15 protein-coding genes are annotated in these 17,982 nt (G+C 66.5%); 6 read left to right on the top strand and 9 right to left on the bottom strand.

What is annotated here, in order from left to right; translation table 11 throughout:
* Positions 1 to 1,422: DUF4344 domain-containing metallopeptidase (locus tag ABE485_RS14535; RefSeq protein WP_346515980.1), on the top strand; the 1,422-nt coding region annotated here is incomplete at its 5' end.
* Positions 1,423 to 1,494: 72 nt separating this feature from the next.
* On the opposite strand, the gene ABE485_RS14530 is transcribed toward ABE485_RS14535, so the two are convergent.
* The 4 genes from ABE485_RS14530 to risA form a co-directional block, all read right to left on the bottom strand.
* On the bottom strand, positions 1,495 to 2,013 hold the full coding sequence (locus ABE485_RS14530) for a carboxymuconolactone decarboxylase family protein (RefSeq protein WP_042796792.1): 519 nt from the start codon (positions 2,011 to 2,013) through the stop codon (positions 1,495 to 1,497).
* A 76-nt stretch (positions 2,014 to 2,089) separates the two neighbouring features.
* On the bottom strand, positions 2,090 to 2,638 hold the full coding sequence (locus tag ABE485_RS14525) for a peroxiredoxin (RefSeq protein ID WP_006217982.1): 549 nt from the start codon (positions 2,636 to 2,638) through the stop codon (positions 2,090 to 2,092).
* A gap of 60 nt (positions 2,639 to 2,698) precedes the next feature.
* On the bottom strand, positions 2,699 to 4,093 hold the full coding sequence (risS, locus tag ABE485_RS14520) for a sensor histidine kinase RisS (RefSeq protein WP_346515979.1): 1,395 nt from the start codon (positions 4,091 to 4,093) through the stop codon (positions 2,699 to 2,701).
* Positions 4,094 to 4,127: 34 nt separating this feature from the next.
* Positions 4,128 to 4,862, bottom strand: coding sequence for a response regulator transcription factor RisA (gene risA, locus ABE485_RS14515; protein WP_003813882.1), 735 nt, complete (start codon positions 4,860 to 4,862; stop codon positions 4,128 to 4,130).
* Between the two features lie 131 nt (positions 4,863 to 4,993).
* On the opposite strand from risA, the gene tsaB reads away from it, so the two are divergent.
* Together tsaB and ABE485_RS14505 are read left to right on the top strand one after the other, a co-directional pair.
* Positions 4,994 to 6,253 (top strand): tRNA (adenosine(37)-N6)-threonylcarbamoyltransferase complex dimerization subunit type 1 TsaB, encoded by a 1,260-nt coding sequence (gene tsaB / locus ABE485_RS14510; protein ID WP_346515978.1) that lies wholly within the window; start codon positions 4,994 to 4,996, stop codon positions 6,251 to 6,253.
* Complete coding sequence (locus ABE485_RS14505; RefSeq protein ID WP_346515977.1) at positions 6,250 to 7,239, top strand: uracil-DNA glycosylase; 990 nt, start codon at positions 6,250 to 6,252, stop codon at positions 7,237 to 7,239. The genes tsaB and ABE485_RS14505 overlap by 4 nt, the downstream gene beginning before the upstream one ends.
* Before the next feature lie 78 nt (positions 7,240 to 7,317).
* Here the strand turns inward: ABE485_RS14505 and lplT are convergent, their stop codons facing one another.
* Positions 7,318 to 8,631 (bottom strand): lysophospholipid transporter LplT, encoded by a 1,314-nt coding sequence (gene lplT / locus ABE485_RS14500; protein ID WP_346515976.1) that lies wholly within the window; start codon positions 8,629 to 8,631, stop codon positions 7,318 to 7,320.
* A 264-nt stretch (positions 8,632 to 8,895) separates the two neighbouring features.
* On the opposite strand from lplT, the gene smc reads away from it, so the two are divergent.
* From smc to ligA, 3 genes are read left to right on the top strand one after another with little or no spacing between them, the layout of a single operon-like run.
* A complete protein-coding gene (gene smc, locus ABE485_RS14495) occupies positions 8,896 to 12,429 on the top strand; it encodes a chromosome segregation protein SMC (RefSeq protein WP_346515975.1) in 3,534 nt (1,177 codons plus the stop codon).
* 46 nt (positions 12,430 to 12,475) lie between these two features.
* Positions 12,476 to 13,555 carry a cell division protein ZipA C-terminal FtsZ-binding domain-containing protein gene (locus ABE485_RS14490; RefSeq protein ID WP_346515974.1) on the top strand — a complete coding sequence of 360 codons (1,080 nt, stop codon included), beginning with the start codon at positions 12,476 to 12,478 and terminating at the stop codon, positions 13,553 to 13,555.
* Positions 13,555 to 15,657, top strand: coding sequence for an NAD-dependent DNA ligase LigA (ligA, locus tag ABE485_RS14485; RefSeq protein ID WP_346515973.1), 2,103 nt, complete (start codon positions 13,555 to 13,557; stop codon positions 15,655 to 15,657). The genes ABE485_RS14490 and ligA overlap by 1 nt, the downstream gene beginning before the upstream one ends.
* A gap of 165 nt (positions 15,658 to 15,822) precedes the next feature.
* On the opposite strand, the gene ABE485_RS14480 is transcribed toward ligA, so the two are convergent.
* The 4 genes from ABE485_RS14480 to msrB form a co-directional block, all read right to left on the bottom strand.
* The gene (locus tag ABE485_RS14480; protein ID WP_008162154.1) at positions 15,823 to 16,599 is read right to left on the bottom strand and encodes a peptidylprolyl isomerase; all 777 of its coding nucleotides are present in this window, start codon (positions 16,597 to 16,599) and stop codon (positions 15,823 to 15,825) included.
* A gap of 17 nt (positions 16,600 to 16,616) precedes the next feature.
* A complete protein-coding gene (locus ABE485_RS14475) occupies positions 16,617 to 16,886 on the bottom strand; it encodes a BolA family protein (RefSeq protein ID WP_346515972.1) in 270 nt (89 codons plus the stop codon).
* A 61-nt stretch (positions 16,887 to 16,947) separates the two neighbouring features.
* A complete protein-coding gene (locus tag ABE485_RS14470) occupies positions 16,948 to 17,532 on the bottom strand; it encodes a septation protein A (RefSeq protein WP_346515971.1) in 585 nt (194 codons plus the stop codon).
* Entirely contained in the window at positions 17,533 to 17,931 is a 399-nt protein-coding gene (gene msrB / locus ABE485_RS14465) for a peptide-methionine (R)-S-oxide reductase MsrB (protein ID WP_346515970.1), read from the bottom strand.
* Between the last annotated feature and the right edge of the window lie 51 nt (positions 17,932 to 17,982).

Here is a 17,982-nt window from a genome sequence, read left to right as displayed (position 1 = left end):
CAGCAGGCGCCGGCCGCGGCGCCCGCGCCCGCCAACAACAACCCGGCCCTGCCTGGCGCCGGCCCGTATCCGAGGTTCGGCGGAGATACCCTGCGGATCGTTGGCGTCTACGTCGGGATCATGCGCAGCATTTTCCTGCACGAGTTCGGGCATGCGCTGATCGGAGAACTGGAGCTGCCCTCCACGGGCGCGGAGGAAGACGCGGTCGACATGTACTCGGCGTTGCAGATCGTCGAGCCGACCATGTACCCGTCCAACGACAAGGACGTGAACATCATGGCCCGCGACGCCGCGACCTACGCGGCGCTGCAGTGGTACTACAGCGGCAAACTGGCGGAAAAGCGGGGTGCTTCGGCCACGTCGGCATGGCAGGACGAGCACACCGGCGATCTCAAGCGCTTCCGCAACATGCTGTGCATCATGTACGGCGGCAACCCCTCGGTCTTCGAGCCCGTGGCCAAGCACGTCGGATTCGAAGATCGGACCAAGGCGCGCTGCACGGACGAATTCAACAAGCAGAACCGCGCCTGGCGCCGGCTCCTGGCGCCGCATACGCGCGTCGGAACCTGGTCGCCCGACGGTCAGCGTCCCGCCGACACGCCCGGGGCGCCGGTCAACGTGGTGTTCGAACCGTCCAAGCGCAAGATCGGCAATCTGTTCGCCAACAACCTGTCCGAGGCGATCACCGCCAATATCAAGCTGCTGGGCCAGACCTACGTCCTGCCCCGGCCCGTGAACGTCGTGTTCAAGGATTGCGGCCAGTTGAACGCCTGGTACAGCCCGCGCGAAGGCTCGATCACGATGTGCTACGACCTGATCGAGAACATCGCGGTGATGATTTCCGACATCGAAATGGGCACCGTGGGCGGCGAGGTCGTCGCCAACAAGGAAGGCGCGGCGCCGGCAGCTCCCCGGCAGCAGCCCGCGCCGGGGCAGGGCATGCCCGCACTGCCCAGCGGCGCCTTCGACGAACTGAAGGACAGCGGCGTGCCGCCGACGTCCATGCTGTTTTCTTCGCCTTACCGCGGGCCGACGCCCAACAAGCACACCCGGGCCGAGATCATCACGACCGCGGACCTGGTGAAGATGATCAACAACGACAAGAACATCCTCATCATCGACACCAGCGGGCTGCGCGATACGCTGCCCATCGCGTTCCCGCTGGCCGATGCGGGGTCGGACGGCAGTGTCGCGGACAGCCTGCAAAGCGCGCTGGACGCGTGGCTGCAGAAGAACACGGGCGGCCGCCGCGACGCGCCCATCGTGTTCATGGGCGCAGGCATGAATGACCGCTCGTCGTATAACGCGGCCCTGCGCGCGGGGACGCTGGGATGGCGCGCCTATTGGTATCGCGGCGGGATGGAGGCATGGACTGCGAACGGCCTGCCCACCGCCCCGGTCAAGCCGGCAGCCAAGAACTAGCGCGCCGCGCCGCAATGGAAAAAGCCCGCCTGCTGAGGAAGCAGGCGGGCTTTCTTTTGGTCGGCGGGTCGCTTACTTGCCTTGGGCCGCCAGCGCCAGCGCGGCGGCGTTGACGACCGCGGCGATACGGCCGGCGTCGCGCAGCTGTTCGGTCGACAGGCCGTCGTTCTTCAGGTTCTCGTAGTGCGAGGCCACGCAGAAATGACACTTGCCGATGATGGAGGCCACCAGCGCGAACAGCTCGAAGCGCTTCTTCTCGACGCCGCCATGGGTGGCGTAGGCGTTCATGCGCAGTTGGGCCGGCAGGCTCTTGAGCTGGGCGTCGCCGGTCATTTCGACGTACGGATACCAGGTGTTGTTCATGCCCATGAGGGCCGAGGCGGTCAGGGCGGCATTCGCATCGCCTTCCGACAGGCCGCTTTTGAAGGCTTCCACCAGCACCGGGCTGCGCGCGGCATAGGCGGCGGACAGGGCGGCGCCCACGGCGTCTTCGGGCGCCAGGGTGGAGCGGGCGATCACGGCGTCCAGATTCAGGCGGATGTCCTTGGCCCAATCCGGCAGCTGTTCCTTAATGGTCGTAAGAAATTCCATAGTTTTTACCTATAATCTAGAGCAGTTAAAGCCCGGAACGGGGCCTGCGCGGGCAGGCTCCGGACCGGGCTGGAAATTACAGCGTTGCGCCGCCAACCGTACGGTTGCACGGGCAGAGCTCGTCGGTTTGCAGACCGTCGAGCAGGCGCAGAACTTCTTCCGGGTTACGGCCGACGTTCAGGTTGTTCACCGAAACGTGCTGGATCGTGTTGTCCGGATCAACGATGAACGTGGCGCGCAGGGCAACGCCAGCACCCTTTTCACGCACGCCCAGTTGGTCGATCAGGGCGCCGGTGGTGTCGCCGAATTGGTAGTGACCCAGCTTGTTCAGGTCCGGGTGCTCACGACGCCATGCCAGCTTGACGAATTCGTTGTCGGTCGAACCGCCCAGCAGGACGGCGTCGCGGTCTTCGAAGTCCTTGGCCAGCTTGTTGAAGCCGACGATTTCGGTCGGGCAAACAAACGTGAAGTCTTTCGGGTAGAAGTAAATCACCTTCCACTTGCCGGGGAACGAGCTTTCGGTGATGTCTTCAAACGCCGACACGCCATTTTCTTCGTGCTGGTTGAAGCCGGGCTTTACGCCGGTGACCTTGAAGGGCTCGAGTTTGTCGCCAACAGTTTTCATGTTTACTCCCAGTAGTTGTTGGGTGGAGATAAGGCAGTGCCTCAAACCATAAATTCTACGCTATGGATTATCGTTGTCTAATTGATAATTCCTAAACTTGGCTTTGGGCAACTCTATCCGGGCGGTCAGTCCGCCGCCCTCGCGGGGCAGCATGCGAAGCGAGCCGCCGACGTGCTTGAGCAGGCGTTCGACGATCGCCAGGCCCAGGCCCGCGCCGCTGACGCCGGTGCGCGCTGCTTCGCCGCGGGAGAACGGACGCAGCAGGCGGTCCACGTCTTCGGGCGCGATGCCCGGTCCGCGGTCGGACACCTCGATGACGATCATGCTCCCTTCAGCTTGCAGCGTCATGACCAGATGCGCCATGCCGTCGGTCGACCGGCCGTAGCGTCGCGCGTTTTCGATCAGGTTGCTGACGATGCGCTTGAGGTCGAGCGCGGTGATGCGGGCACGCAGCCCAGGTTCCAGCGAGGCCTCGAGCTCTCCGCCCAGCGAGGCGGTATGACTGCGCTCGCGTTCGTAGAGTTCGGCCAGGACGGCGGAAATGTCGGTCGCCAGTTGCGGCAGGGTGCCGGCCGGCCGGGCGTATTCCATCAGCTGGCCGATGCTGTGGTCGATCTGGCCGAGGTCTTCGTCGATGGCCTGGCGCGCATCTTCGGATACGCCGCTGAGCTCGATCTCCAGCCGCATGCGGGCAAGCGGTGTGCGCAGGTCGTGCGAAATGCCGGCCAGCATCAGTTCGCGGTCGGCTTCGGCCTGGCGCAGATCCTTGGCCATCCGGTTGAACGACGCGTTGAGGTCGCGGATTTCAAGTGGCCCCTGCTCGGGCAGCGGCGCGGGCGTCTCGCCCCGCGATAGCACCTGGGCGGCACGGGCCAGCCGCGACAGCGGTCGGTTGACGAAGCCCACGCTGACCGCGGCGCCGACCAGCGACAGCAGCAGCGCGGTGGCGCCCCAGCCCAGCCATTCGATCCCGCCGGTCAGCCCGATCTGCTCTCGCTCGAACACCAGCCAGTACAGGTCCTTTTCTATCTGGAAGCTGACCCAGAAGCCGGGCACCTGGTTGACGCCCCACGCAATCTGCGTTTCCGGGCCGAAGCGCGTGCGGATATGCTGCGCAACGCGTTGCCAGTAGTCGTCGTCGGGGAGGGCTTCGGCAAAGTCGGTGACTTCGCGCGGGTAGACCTGGATGCCTTCATTGGTGGCCAGGTCCAGGAGGAGTTTGCTGCGTTCGCCGTTATGCGAATAGATCAGCGCGGTGCGCGTGATATTGACGGCCGTGATCACCCGCTGCGCCATCTGATTGGCGCGCGGTCCCAGCTCCATGCTGAAAAATACTTGTAGCCACGCGCCCAGGCTGACCAGCATCAATGCGGCGAGCAGCAGGAACGTGCGGCCGAACAAGCCGAGCCGCAGACGCGATGTCAGGTTCCTGAAGGTTCTCCGCAGGCGCGGCACGACGCTGCGCTCCTGCCCCGGGCGGGCGAGACGGTCAGCTACCACCGTCCGGGACGAACACGTATCCCAGGCCCCAGACGGTCTGGATGAATACGGGCTTGGACGGGTTCGGTTCGATCAGCTTGCGCAGGCGGGAGATCTGGACATCCAGGCTACGATCGAAGGCTTCATATTCGCGACCGCGGGCCAGTTCCATGAGCTTGTCGCGGGACAGGGGAATCTTCGGATGGCGCGCAAACACCTTGAGCACCGAGAATTCACCCGTGGTGATGGGCACCTGTTCGCCGTTGCGCGTGAGCGTACGGGTGGACAGGTTCAGCACGTAGGGGCCGAAGGCGATGGATTCGTTTTCCTGGCTGGGGGCGCCGGGATGTTCCTCGGTGCCGCGGCGGCGCAGAATCGCATTGATGCGCGCCAGCAGTTCCCGGGGATTGAAAGGCTTGGACAGGTAGTCGTCCGCGCCCATCTCCAGGCCGACGATGCGGTCGATTTCTTCCGCCTTGGCCGTCAGCATGATGATGGGAGTGTTGTCGTGGCCACCGCGCAGCCGGCGACAGATGGACAGGCCATCTTCTCCGGGCAGCATCAGATCCAGCACGAGCAGGTCGAAGTGCTCGCGTTGCCAGAGTTTGCCCATCTCTTTGGCGTCTTCGGCGACGAAAACGTTGAATCCCTGCTCGGACAAGTACCGGCGCAGCAGATCGCGCAAGCGCGGATCGTCGTCGACGACAAGGATTTTTCGGGTGGGGGTGGTGTTTTGCGTATTCATGGCCGGAAATGTAACAGTGACAAGAACCGGGGGCTAGAGGGCGTTCACAAGATATTACACATTGCGAACCCTGGTTGAAATCCCCCTTACACCCGGGGGGAAAGGCGGCTTATTTCGTACAATCTGCATCTATGGAACTAAACCTGCTGGCTCTTGAAACTTCTTCGTCCCGATGCGGCGTGGCCCTTTTGCGGGCGGTCGACGGCCGCCTGGAAGTCAGCGTCAGGGAGCACGAAGGTTCCCAGGAGCACGCCGAGCGCCTGCTGCCCATGGCCGATGAGTTGCTCGCCGAGTCCGGACTGGCTCCGTCCGCGTTGCATGCCGTGGCGTTCGGCCAGGGGCCTGGCGGGTTCACGGGCCTGCGCGTCGCCTGCGGCGTGGCCCAGGGCATGGCGCTGGGCCTGGGCATTCCGGTGTTGCCCATTGTTTCGCACCAGGCGGTCGCCGCCCAGGCGGACGCGACGCAGGCCCAGGCCATCGTCGTGGCCCTGGACGCCCGCATGAATGAGGTCTATCTGGCCGTCTACCGCCGGGCGGGCGCTTCCCCGGACGATCCTGCCTGGGAAACCCTGCAGGCGCCCATGCTCATCGCCGCGTCCGAGGTCGTGCCCTGGACGGCGCATCATCTGCCGGCCTGGTCGGAACGGGCGGGCCGGCCGCTGGAATTGCTGCTGGCCGGGGATGCCTGGGATGCGTACGCGGCGGACATGGGCCACCCTGAACATTGGCGCCGGACCACCGCCGAGGCCCTGCGCCCGCAGGCCGCCAGCGTGGCCCGCCTGGCCCGCCTGGGCTGGCTGCGCGGCGATGCCCTGGCTCCCGAGCTGGCCGCGCCGCTATACGTGCGCGACAAGGTGGCCTTCACTACCGCGGAACGCATGCGCGGCGAAGGCGGAAATCCCAAGGCCCAACCTTCGCTGGCCGCCCCGGTCCCGCAGCCGCTGACGGAGGCTGACCTGGACGAGGTCGTGGCGCTGGAAGCGCACGTGCAGTCCTTTCCCTGGACGCGGCGCAATTTCTCGGACGCCCTGCAGGCAGGCTATGGCGCCTGGACCCTGCGGCGCGACGGGAAGCTGGCCGGATTCTGCATCGTCATGTTTGCGCCGGACGTGGCCCATCTACTCGTGATCGCCGTGGCCCGGCACCTGCATCGCCAGGGGCTGGGCGGCGAGCTGCTCCAATGGTGCGAGCGGCAGGCGCGCGAGCGGGGGCTCGAGGGCCTGCTGCTCGAGGTCCGCCCGTCCAACACGTCCGCCATCAGTTTCTACAAGCGCCACGGCTATCTGCAGATAGGTCTGCGGCGCGGCTACTACCCCGCGGAGAAGGGCGGGCGGGAGGACGCGCTGGTCATGCAGAAACGCTTCGACTCGCCAGCCGGAGCGCCGGCATGAGCCCCCAGGACGCCGCACAGCGGCCGGCTCCGCCGCGCGTCAATCCCCTGCAGCGGGTCTGGCTGCGCGAGATCGGCATGGAGCGGCTGTGGCTGCGTCCGGCGCCGGGCCCGGCGCCCGGCCGCGCCGCCATCGCGCCGGCCGACGCTGTCCGGCCGACCGCGCCAGTTGCTGCGGTTGAGCCAGTCGCGCCCATGCCGCCTCCCGCCGCTGTGGCGGAAGCCCCGGCGGCCGTAGCCGTGGTTCCGCCAGCCGCGGCGCCCGCGGAACGCGCCGTCGTCTCCGCCGAGCCGGTGTCGGCCCGTGCGGCGGCCATCCCTGCGTCGATACGGAATCGCACCGGCCCGCCGCCGCCGCCCGCGCCCAAGGTCGAGGCCCTGGCGGATGAGGCGCCGCCGCCCATCCCGGTCGCCGAGGCGGTCAAGGATGCCAGCCTGCAGCAAATGGCTGAGCTGGTCGTGGCGTGCGCCGCCTGCGGCCTGTGCCGGGGCCGGCGCCACGCGGTGTTCGGGCAGGGCGCGCAGCCTACCCGCTGGCTGGTGGTGGGCGAAGCGCCCGGAGAACAGGAAGATCGCCAGGGCCTGCCTTTCGTGGGCAGGTCGGGGCAATTGCTGGACGCCATGCTGGCGGCCGTCGGCATGAGCCGCGAGCGCGACGTTTTCATCACCAACGTGATCAAGTGCCGTCCGCCCGGCAACCGGAACCCCAAGCCAGAGGAAATCGCGGCTTGCAGTCCCTACCTGATGCGGCAGATCGCGCTGCTCAAGCCCGAGCGCATCCTGGTGCTGGGCCGCTTTGCGGCGCAGACGCTGCTGGGCACCGATGCAACCATCGGCAGCCTGCGCGGCCGGGTCCACCAGTTGAAGACGGACGAGGGCGCGCAGATTCCGGTGATCGTGAGCTATCACCCGGCTTATCTGCTGCGCAGTCCTTCCGAAAAAGCGCGAGCCTGGCAGGATCTCAAGCTGGCTGCGCGCGCCCTCTGACGCGCAGGCGGCGGGCAATGAAAAAACCGGGCATCTGCCCGGTTTTTTCATTGGAATATCAAGTGCCTGGCTGGCGAATCAGTGCGACGAGTCCAGCGCGCGGCCATGGCCTTCCTGGCCGATCTGATCGTGCAGGTCGGGGTTGGCCTGCATGTTGCGCTTGCTCCAGCGCATGAACACCACCATCAGGACGGCGACCACCGTGCCGAAGATCACGATGATCACGTTGATGGGCAGTTCCAGCCAGAGCAGCAGGGTGTACATCGCCACCATCAGCAGGATGTTGAGCTGCTCGTTGAAGTTCTGGACGGCGATGGAGTGGCCCGCCGACAGCAGCACATGGCCGCGGTGCTGGAGCAGGGCGTTCATCGGGACCACGAAGAAGCCGGCCAGGCCGCCGGTGAGCAGCAGCAGCAGGTAGACGCTCCAGGGCTGGTAGACCAGCGGCATCAGCAGCACCACCAAGCCCATGGCGGCGCCCACCGGCAGCACGGCCAGCGCGCGGCGCAGCGGGATGCGGCCGGCCAGGATGGAGCCGACCACCGTGCCCAGCGCGGCCACGCCCATCAGCATGGACGCCTTGTCCAGCTGGTAGCCCAGGTGGCTGCGGCCCCATTCGATGACGATCAGCTGCAGCGTGGCGCCGGCGCCCCAGAACAGGGTGGTGACCGCCAGCGAAATCTGGCCCAGCTTGTCCTTCCAGAGCACGCAGACGTAGCCCCAGAAGGTGCGTACGAGGCGGACGGGGTTCTTCTGCTGCGGCGGATAGCGCACGTGGGTGCGGGGAATCAGCAGGTTGCACAGCGCCGCCAGCAGGTACACGAAGGCGATGACGAGGATGGCGGCCTCGGCCGGCGTATGCACCAGGCTGCCAATAAAGGAATGGCTGAGCAGGGCGGTGGAAACGGACGAGGAGATCAGCAGCCCGCCGAGCACCGTGCCCAGGATGATGGAGAAGACCGTCAGCCCCTCGATCCAGCTGTTGCCCTTGACCAGCATGGCCGGAGGCAGCATTTCGGTCACGATGCCGTACTTGGCGGGGGAATAGGCGGCGGCGCCGATGCCCACCACGCCGTAGGCGGCGCACACCAGCCAGGTCTGGTATTCCGGGGCGACGCCGATGCTGGCGTACGAGAACATCAGCAGACAGCCCGCCACTTTCAGGGCGTTGGTGGAGAACATCACGCGGCCCTTGGGGAAGGAATCCGCCAGGGCGCCGACAAAGGCCGCCAGCACGACATAGGCCAACGCGAACGACCACTTCATCATGGGCGCCAACCAGTCGGGGCCGTGCAGTTCCTGTATCAAGGCGATGGCTGCGATGAACAGCGCATTGTCCGCCAATGACGAGAAGGCCTGCGCGGCCATGACCAGATAGAAACCACGTTTCAAGAATGTCCCCGTTCTTCGGCCAGAGCCCGGCCAGTCCGCGTGAAAATTATGTGTCGTGCCAAAAAGTGTCAGGGAGTATAGCCGGACCGTTGTCCGGGGCCATTGCGCGTTTGCCCGCGGGTTGACGGTTGCCAAGCGCTGGGGACAGACTCCCTGCGGTATCATACGACCCATATGAGAGCCGGCCCTTCTGGGGCCGGTTTGCAATCTGTGCGGCAGGTCCGTTAACGCCTTTCGTTCAACCCACCCCGTCGTCATCGTACTGTGCGTCTTACTCAGCTCAAACTCGCCGGCTTCAAGTCCTTCGTCGATCCCACCGTGATTCCCGTGCCCAGCCAGCTGGTCGGCGTGGTGGGGCCCAATGGCTGCGGAAAATCGAACATCATCGATGCCGTGCGCTGGGTGCTGGGCGAGGCCAAGGCGTCGGAACTGCGCGGCGAGTCCATGCAGGACGTCATTTTCAACGGCTCCGGCAACCGCAAGCCGGCCGCGCGGGCTTCCGTGGAAATGGTGTTCGACAACAGCGAAGGGCGCGCCGCTGGCCAGTGGAGCACCTACGCCGAAATCGCGGTGCGCCGCGTCCTGACCCGCGACGGCACCAGCAGCTATTTCGTCAACAACCAGCAGGTCCGCCGCCGCGACATCCACGACATCTTCCTGGGCACGGGCCTGGGCGCTCGCGGCTACGCCATCATCGGCCAGGGCATGATCAACCGCCTGATCGAGGCGCGGCCCGAAGAACTGCGGGTCTTCCTGGAAGAAGCGGCCGGCGTGTCGCGCTATAAGGAACGCCGCCGCGAGACCGAAAACCGCCTGTCCGACACGCGCGAGAACCTGACCCGCGTCGAAGACATCCTGCGCGAATTGAACAGCCAGCTGGAAAAGCTGGAAGCCCAGGCTGAAGTCGCCACGCGCTACCGCGAACTCCAGGCCGACGGCGAAAAGAAGCAGCATTCCCTGTGGTTCCTGAAGGAAACCGGCGCCCGCGAAGAGCGGGCCAAGAAAGCGCAGGAAATGGCGCAGGCCCAGAACGAACTGGAAGCCGCCATTGCCGGCTTGCGGGCGGGCGAAGCGGCGTTGGAGTCCCGGCGCCAGGCCCATTACGCGGCCAGCGACGCGGTGCACACCGCCCAGGGCGCCCTGTACGAGGCCAACGCCCAGGTCAGCCGCCTGGAAGCCGAGATCCGGCACGTCGTCGATTCCCGCAACCGACTGCAGGCGCGTCGCGACCAGCTCCAGCAGCAGATCGCCGAATGGACCAGCCAGCGCGAACACTGCACCGAACAGATCGCCCAGGCTGAAGACGACCTGGCCGCCGCCGCCGCCCGCACCGAAGAGGCGCGCGCCACCGCCGAGGACGCCCAGGCGGGCCTGCCGTCGGTCGAGCAGCGCGTGCGCGAGGCCGCCGCGGGCCGCGACGAGATGCGGGCCGCCTTGGCGCGCGTCGAACAGAACCTGGCCCTGGTGGCGCAGACCCAGCGCGACGCCGACCGCCAGATGCAGACTCTGGACCAGCGGCGCGAGCGCCTGCAGCAGGAACTGCGCGAACTGCACAGCCCCGATCCCGAGCGCCTGGAGCAGCTGGCCGGCGACCGCGCGGCGGGCGAAGACCAGCTCGAGGCCGCCCAGGAAGAACTGGCCGTCCTGGAAGGCCGCATCCCCGAGGCGGATGCCGAGCGCAGCCACGCCCAGGCCGGCGCCCAGACCGAAGCGCAGAACCTGGCGCGCCTGGAAGCCCGCCTGTCGGCGCTGGTGAAGCTGCAGGAAGACGTGCAGAAGCAGGGCGCGCTGGAACCCTGGCTGGCCAAACACGAACTGGCCGGCCTGTCGCGCCTGTGGCAGAAGCTGCACATCGAACCGGGCTGGGAAACCGCCCTGGAATCGGCGCTGCGCGAACGGATGGCCTCGATGGAGGTGCGCAACCTGGATTGGGCGCGCGCCTTCGCCGAAGACGCGCCGCCCGCCAGGCTGGCGTTCTATCAATTGCCCGTGGCGGCTCCCACGCCGCCCGCCCCGGCCGGCCTGACGCCCCTGGCCAGCCTGCTGCGCATCACCGATCCGGACCTGCGCACGCTGCTGAACGAATGGCTCGCCGGCATCTATACCGCTGCCGACGTGACGCAGGCGCTGGCCCAGCGTGCGACGCTGCCCGCTGGCGCCGCCTGCGTGGTCAAGGCCGGGCACCTGATTGACGCGCACAGCGTGCGCTTCTACGCGCCCGACTCCGAACAGGCCGGCCTCTTGGCCCGCCAGCAGGAAATCGAAAACCTGCAGCGCGAGATCAAGGCCCAGCAGCTGATCGCCGACCAGGCGCGCGCCGCGGTCGCCCGCGCCGAGGCCGCCTGGCAGCAGGTATCCCAGGCCATCTCCCCGGCGCGCACCCGCGTGGCCGAGGTCACCCGCCGGGTGCACGACATCCAGCTCGAACATTCCCGGCTGCAGCAGCAGGCCGAACAGTCCGGCGAGCGCGCCTCGCGCCTGCGCCAGGATCTGGAAGAGATCAAGGCCCACGAAGAAGACCTGCGCGCCACCCGCGAAGAGGCCGAAGTCCGCTTCGAAACCCTGGACGAGGAGCTGGCCGAGCATCAATCCAGGTTCGCCGACGCCGAGATGGACGGCGAGACGCTGTCGGCGCAGGCCGAAGCCGCCCGCACCCGCCTGCGCGAGCTCGAGCGCGCTGCCCAGGAAGCCGAATTCGCCGAACGCGGCATCCAGGTCCGCATCACCGACCTGCAGCGCAACCAGCAACTGGCGGCCGACCAGAGCCAACGCGGCGCGGTCGAACTGGAACAATTGATGGGCGACCTGGCCGAGCTGGACGCGTCCGCGTCCCAGGCCGGCTTGCAGGACGCCCTGGAAGCGCGCGCGGAACGCGAGGAAGCGCTGTCGCGTGCGCGCCAAGAGATGGAAAACCTGGCTGCGCTGCTGCGCGGCGCCGACGAAGACCGGCAGCAGCAGGAGCAGACCCTGGAGCCGCGCCGCGCGCGCATCATGGAACTGCAACTGCAGGAGCAGGCGGCCCGCCTGGCCGAAGAGCAGTTCACCGAACAGCTCAACGCACGTGAAGTCGATCGCGAGGAACTCGCCCAGTTCCTGTCCAATCAGCCCGACGAATGGCGCCGCGCCAGCTGGCTGCAGCAGGAAGTGGGCCGCATTTCGCGCCAGATCGAAGCCCTGGGATCGGTCAACCTGGCGGCGCTGGATGAATTGAACACCTCGCGCGAGCGCAAGGGGTTCCTGGATTCGCAGCACCAGGACCTGATGACGGCCATCGAAACCCTCGAAGACGCCATCCGCAAGATCGACCGGGAAACGCGCGAGCTGCTGCAAGAGACGTTCAATATCGTCAACGGGCACTTCGGCGAACTCTTCCCCAAGCTGTTTGGCGGCGGCGAGGCCAAGCTCAGCATGACGGGCGAGGAAATCCTCGACGCCGGCGTGCAGGTGATGGCCCAGCCTCCGGGCAAGCGCAACAGCACCATCCACCTGCTCTCGGGCGGAGAAAAGGCGCTCACGGCCACCGCGCTGGTGTTCGCGCTGTTCAAGCTGAACCCGGCGCCGTTCTGCCTGCTGGACGAGGTGGACGCGCCGCTGGACGACGCCAATACCGAACGCTATGCGAACCTTGTCGCCAACATGAGCGAGCAGACGCAGTTCCTGTTCATCTCGCACAACAAGATCGCGATGCAGATGGCAAAGCAATTGATCGGCGTAACCATGCAAGAGCAGGGGGTTTCGCGTATCGTTGCGGTAGACATAGATTCGGCCGTCCAGATGATGGCCTCCGAAGCGGCATAAACCCAATATTGAGAAAGGCGCCGCCTTCCTGGCGCGGGATTTACACATGAGTGATTTGCAGATCGGGCTGATTGCCCTGGGCGTCTTGCTGATACTGCTGGTGTTGGGATTCAACTGGTGGCAGGATCGGCGCGTCCGGCGCAAGATGCAGAGCCATTTCCCGACGTCCGAGCAGGATCCGCTGCTGGGCGCCGGGGCCGTCGGCGGCGCGACGTCCAGCGCCGCGCCGGCCGCGGCCCGCCGCGAGCCCGGCATGGGCGGCGACAGCGCCCGCGCGCAGCCCGGCCAGCCTGCCCCGGTCGACCCCGGCAGCGATGCCGACGACGCCGAAGAACCCGATCCCGCCTGCGAAGTGGTCATCGAGATCAACTTTGCCGAAGCCGTGCGCGGTGCCGACCTGCTGCCCTACATGCAGAGCCTGCGCGCCGTGGGCCGCAAGCCCATGCGCGTGTTCGCCGAAACCGACCAGCGCCGCCACCGCGCGCGGGTCCATGCCGGCGAATCCTATGCGTCGATGCAACTGGCCGTGCTGCTGGCCAACCGCAGCGGCCCGCTGACCGCCATCGAGTGGTCGCAGGCCTGGGCGCGTGCCCAGGACATGGCCGAACGCTTCGACGCCACCATTGAAGGGCCCGACCAGCAGGCGGTCCTGGAGCAGGGCGCCCGCCTGGACGACACCTGCGCCGCCCTGGATACCCAGGTCGGACTGACCCTGTTGCTGGGCGCGGCCCAGCCGGCCGCCGAGGTGCTGGCCGTGGCGCGCGACACCGGCTTCGTTGCCGACGGCAACCGGCTGGCCTGGCCCGCCGAGAACGGCGTGGCCCGCTTCACGCTGGCGCGCGCCGACGGCGCCGCCTTCGATGCGGGCATGGGCGGCATCGAGCGCCTGTATCTGCTGCTCGACGTGCCGTGCAGCCCGGCAGACACCCGGGCGTTCGGACGCATGGTCGACGTGGGCCGCGACCTGGCGGCGCGCCTGCGCGCCGAACTCGTCGACGACCAGGGCAAGCCCCTGGCCGATGGTTCCGACATCGTCATCGACGAGCGCCTCCAGGTGTTGTTCGGCCAGCTTGAACAAGCGGGCCTGCCCGCCGGCAGCGAGCGCGCCCAGCGGGTGTTTTCCTGATGAGCAGCGGGTCTGGCGGTGAAAGCGCGGCGCAGGCCGCGGCGCGCCTGCGCGCCGAGATCGAACAGCACAACGTCCGCTACTACGTCTACGACGAACCCTCTGTTTCGGACGCCGAATACGACGGGCTGATGCGGGAACTGCAGGCCCTCGAGGCCGAGCACCCCGAACTGGTGACGCCGGAATCGCCCACGCAGCGCGTGGGGGCGGCGCCCGTGTCGGCGTTTGGCAGCGTGCGCCACGTGGTGCCCATGCTGTCGCTGAACAACGCCTTCGACGAGGAAGAGGTCGCCGCGTTCGACCGCCGCGTGACCGACACGCTGCGGGGCGCCGGCATGCTGGGTCCGGCGCAGCAGCCCGACTATTTCTGTGAACTGAAGCTCGACGGCCTGGCGATCAGCCTGCGCTACGAGGACGGCCGCCTGGTGCAGGCCGCCACCCGCGGCGACGGCCAGACGGGCGAAGACGTCACGTCCAACATCCGCACGATCAAGGCGATTCCCCTTCAGCTCAAGGGCGCGGCCCCGAAGGTGCTGGAGGTGCGCGGTGAAGTCCTGATGAACCGCGCCGACTTTGAAAAACTGAACGAGGGCCAGGCCCGGCGCGACGAAAAAGTGTTCGTCAATCCGCGCAATGCGGCCGCGGGCAGCCTGCGCCAGTTGGATCCGCGCATCACGGCCAAGCGGCCCCTGCGCTTCTTCGCCTACGGCTGGGGCGAGGTCCGCGGCCTGCCCGGCGCCCAGAGCGGTTTGTTCGACGAGGCCTCGGCCGGCGCCGAACAGGCGTCGCAACTGCCCGAGAAATCGCACGGCGCCATGCTGGATTGGCTGGCGTCGCTGGGCCTGCCGGTCAATGTCGTGCACAACCACCGGGCCACCGGCGCCGAAGGCCTCATGGCGTTCTACGCCAAGGTGGGCGCCATGCGCGCCGGCTTGCCGTACGACATCGACGGCGTGGTCTACAAGGTGGACTCGCTGCCGGCGCAGAAGGTGCTGGGCTTCGTGGCCCGTGCGCCGCGCTTCGCACTGGCGCACAAGTTCGCCGCCGAAGAGGCCACCACCACGCTGCTGGACATCGAAGTGCAGGTGGGCCGCACGGGCGCCATCACGCCCGTCGCGCGGCTCAAGCCGGTGTTCGTGGGCGGCGTCACCGTCACCAACGCCACGCTGCACAACGAAGACGAAATCCGGCGCAAGGACGTGCGCATCGGCGACACGGTCATCGTGCGCCGCGCCGGCGACGTGATCCCCGAAGTGCTGGGGCCGGTCCTGGAAAAGCGGCCGGACGATGCGCGCGAATTCGTCATGCCGACGGCTTGCCCGGTCTGCGGGTCGGCCATCGAGCGCCTGGAAGGCGAGACCATCGCGCGCTGCACGGGCGGCCTGTTCTGCGGCGCCCAGCGCAAGCAGACGCTGTGGCACGCCGCCAGCCGCAAGGCGCTGGACATCGAAGGCCTGGGCGAAAAGCTCGTCGATCAGCTGGTCGACAGCGGCCGCGTCAAGACGCTGGCCGACCTGTACGGCCTGCGCCCGCTGGAACTGGTGGGCCTGGACCGCATGGGCCAGAAATCCGCCGACAACCTGGTGGCCGCCATCGAAAAGGCGCGTGCGCCCGGTCTGGCCAGGCTGCTCTTCGCGCTGGGCATCCGCCACGTGGGCGAGACCACGGCGCGCGACGTGGCGCGGCATTTCGGCAGCATCGACGCCATCATGGACGCCGACGAGGACGCCCTGTCCTCGGTGCCCGACGTGGGGCCGGTCGTTGCGGCTTCCATCCGCCACTTCTTTGCCGAGCAGCACAACCGCGACGTGATCGAACAGCTGAAGTCGCAGGGCGTGAACCCGGTGGCCGAAGCGGCGCCGCAAGGCACCACGCTGGCCGGCAAGACTTTCGTGCTGACTGGCACGCTGCCCAACTGGACGCGCGAAGAGGCGTCCATGCATATCCAGGCGGCCGGCGGCAAGGTCAGCGGCTCCGTGTCCAAGAAAACGGCCTACCTGGTGGCGGGCGAAGATTCGGGCAGCAAACTCGCCAAGGCCCAGGAGCTGGGCGTCACGGTGCTGGATGAAGACGGGCTGAAGGCATTGCTGGGCATGTCCTGAATCCGGATGCCGTAACGCCCCCTGAAAAGGACTGCACGCCACCGCGCAGTCCTTTTTTTTTCGTCAAGAAGGGCAGTTGCGTGAGCGCCGTGCTGCGCATGCCTACGCCGCGCGCGCAAAAAAAAACTGCCCGCATATGCGGGCAGTTTCGGGTCTGGCAAAGCCTTACTGAATCTTGGCCTTGTCGCGCAGCTGCTTCTGGTAGTCGGCCAGGGTTTGCTGGCGCAGCATTTCTTCCAGTTGCGGGCGAACCTGGTCCAGCGGCGGGAATTCGACCGGACGGGTGTCGTCGACCATGATGATGTGCCAGCCGAACTGGGTCTGGACGGGCTTGTCCACCAGTTGACCCTTCTTGAGCTGGGTCACGGCTTGCGCGAACGGCTGGACGTAGTTGGTCGGGGGAGCCCAACCCAGGTCGCCACCCTTTTCGGCGCTGCCGGGGTCCTTGGAGTTCTTCTTGGCCAGGTCGTCGAACTTGCTCTTGTTGCTCTTGATCTGGGCCAGCAGGTCATTCGCCGTCTTCTCGTCTTCGACGAGGATGTGGCGGACCTTGTATTCCATCTTGCCGGCCTGTTCCTTCTTGATCTTCTCGTATTCGGCGGTGACCTTGGCGTCCGAGACCGGGTTCTTGGCCAGGTAGTCGGCCATCAGGGCGCGCACCAGGATGCCTTGGCGGGCGAGTTCGATTTCGGTCTGGACGTCGGCCTGCTTGGCGATTCCGCTGGATTCGGCGGCTTGCACGAAGATCTGGCGGTTGATCATTTCCTGCTTGACCTGTTCGCGCAGTTGCGGCGAATCGGTGGCGCCCTGGCTGACCAGGAGCTTGACGAATTGATCCAGGCTCTTTTGCGGGATGGCCTTGCCGTTGACGGTTGCCACGTTTTGCGCAAAAGCCGGCACGGCGATGACGCAGGCCGCAGCCAGCATGACGATGCGTTTCATGAATATCCTTTTACTTTCTATTTGGGAGCCTGGGCGTCAAGCGCAAGCGCATGAATCGGATAAGGGATCAAATCTTGCAAATGATGATACACCAGCCGATGCCGCGCGACCGGCGAGAGCCCCGCAAAGCAAGGCGCTACGATGATCACGCGATAGTGGCCGGCGCCGTTTTTACTGCCTTCGTGGCCGGCATGCAAATGCGAGTCGTCCAGGATGTCCAGGCTCAGGGGTTCCAGGACGGCAAGCCGTTCCCGGATCAGGGCGATGCGATCGGTGGTTTCTGACATGGGGGAGGGTGGGAAGTTCCGGCGCGCCGGCTTGCGGCCGGCGCCCAGGGAAGGAGAGGGATCAGGGCTTGCCGGGCGGCGTCGCGCCGGGGCCGGAGGGCGTGTTTTCCTCGGTCTGGATGTGCTTGCCCAGCCACAGGGACTGCCCGATCACGAAGACGATCATCAGCCCCATCAGGCCGAAGGCCTTGAAACTGACCCATTGCGACTCGGTGAAGTGCCCCGAAAACGCCACGTACAGATTGAGCGCGCCTGCGACCAGGAAGAAGGCGGCCCAGATCATGTTGAGCTTGTCCCAGGCGGCGTCCGGCAGCTGGATCTGCTTTTCCATCAGGCGGCGGATCAGGTTGCGGCCGAACAACAGGCGGGCGAACACCAGTGCGCCGCCGAACATCCAGTACAGCACGGTGGGCTTCCACTTGATGAAGACGTCGCTGTGCAGCCAGATGGTCGCGCCGCCGAACACCAGGATGACCGTCAGGTTGATCCAGTGCATGGCTTCGGTGGGGCGGCCGGTTGCCTTGAGCCAGACGATCTGCGCCACGGCGGCCGCCATGGCGACGCCCGTGGCGGTGAAGATGTCCGTGTACCTGTAGGCGATGAAGAACAGGAGCAGCGGGAACAGGTCGAACAGAAACTTCTTCATTCAGTCTTCTATGGGTTCAAACGTCATCGACAGGGAATTGATGCAGTAGCGCAGGCCGGTGGGCTCGGGGCCGTCGGGAAAGACGTGTCCCAGGTGCGAGTCGCACACGTTGCACAGCACTTCGGTGCGCACCATGCCGTGGGTGGTGTCGCGTTCTTCGCGCACCAGTTCGGGGTCCAGCGGCTGGAAGTAGCTGGGCCAGCCACAGCCGGCGTCGAATTTGGTGTCGGATGCGAAGAGCGCCGTGCCACAGCCCACGCAGCGGTAGATGCCCGGCGTGGTCGTATTCCAGTAGCGCCCGGTGAATGCGCGCTCGGTACCCTTTTGCCGGGTGACCACGTATTCTTCCGGGGAAAGCTGGGCGCGCCATTCGGCGTCGGTTTTGCGTACTTTTTCCATATGAGCTCTTGGAGTCCCGATGCCCGAAATGGTTCGGGCATAATCCCGCCC

Origin of the sequence: Achromobacter spanius (assembly GCF_039673305.1) — a bacterium.
In the GTDB taxonomy this organism is placed as follows: domain Bacteria; phylum Pseudomonadota; class Gammaproteobacteria; order Burkholderiales; family Burkholderiaceae_B; genus Achromobacter; species Achromobacter spanius_F.
The sequence above is the reverse complement of the archived record's forward strand: the minus strand, read 5'-3'. Positions and strand labels throughout refer to the sequence as shown.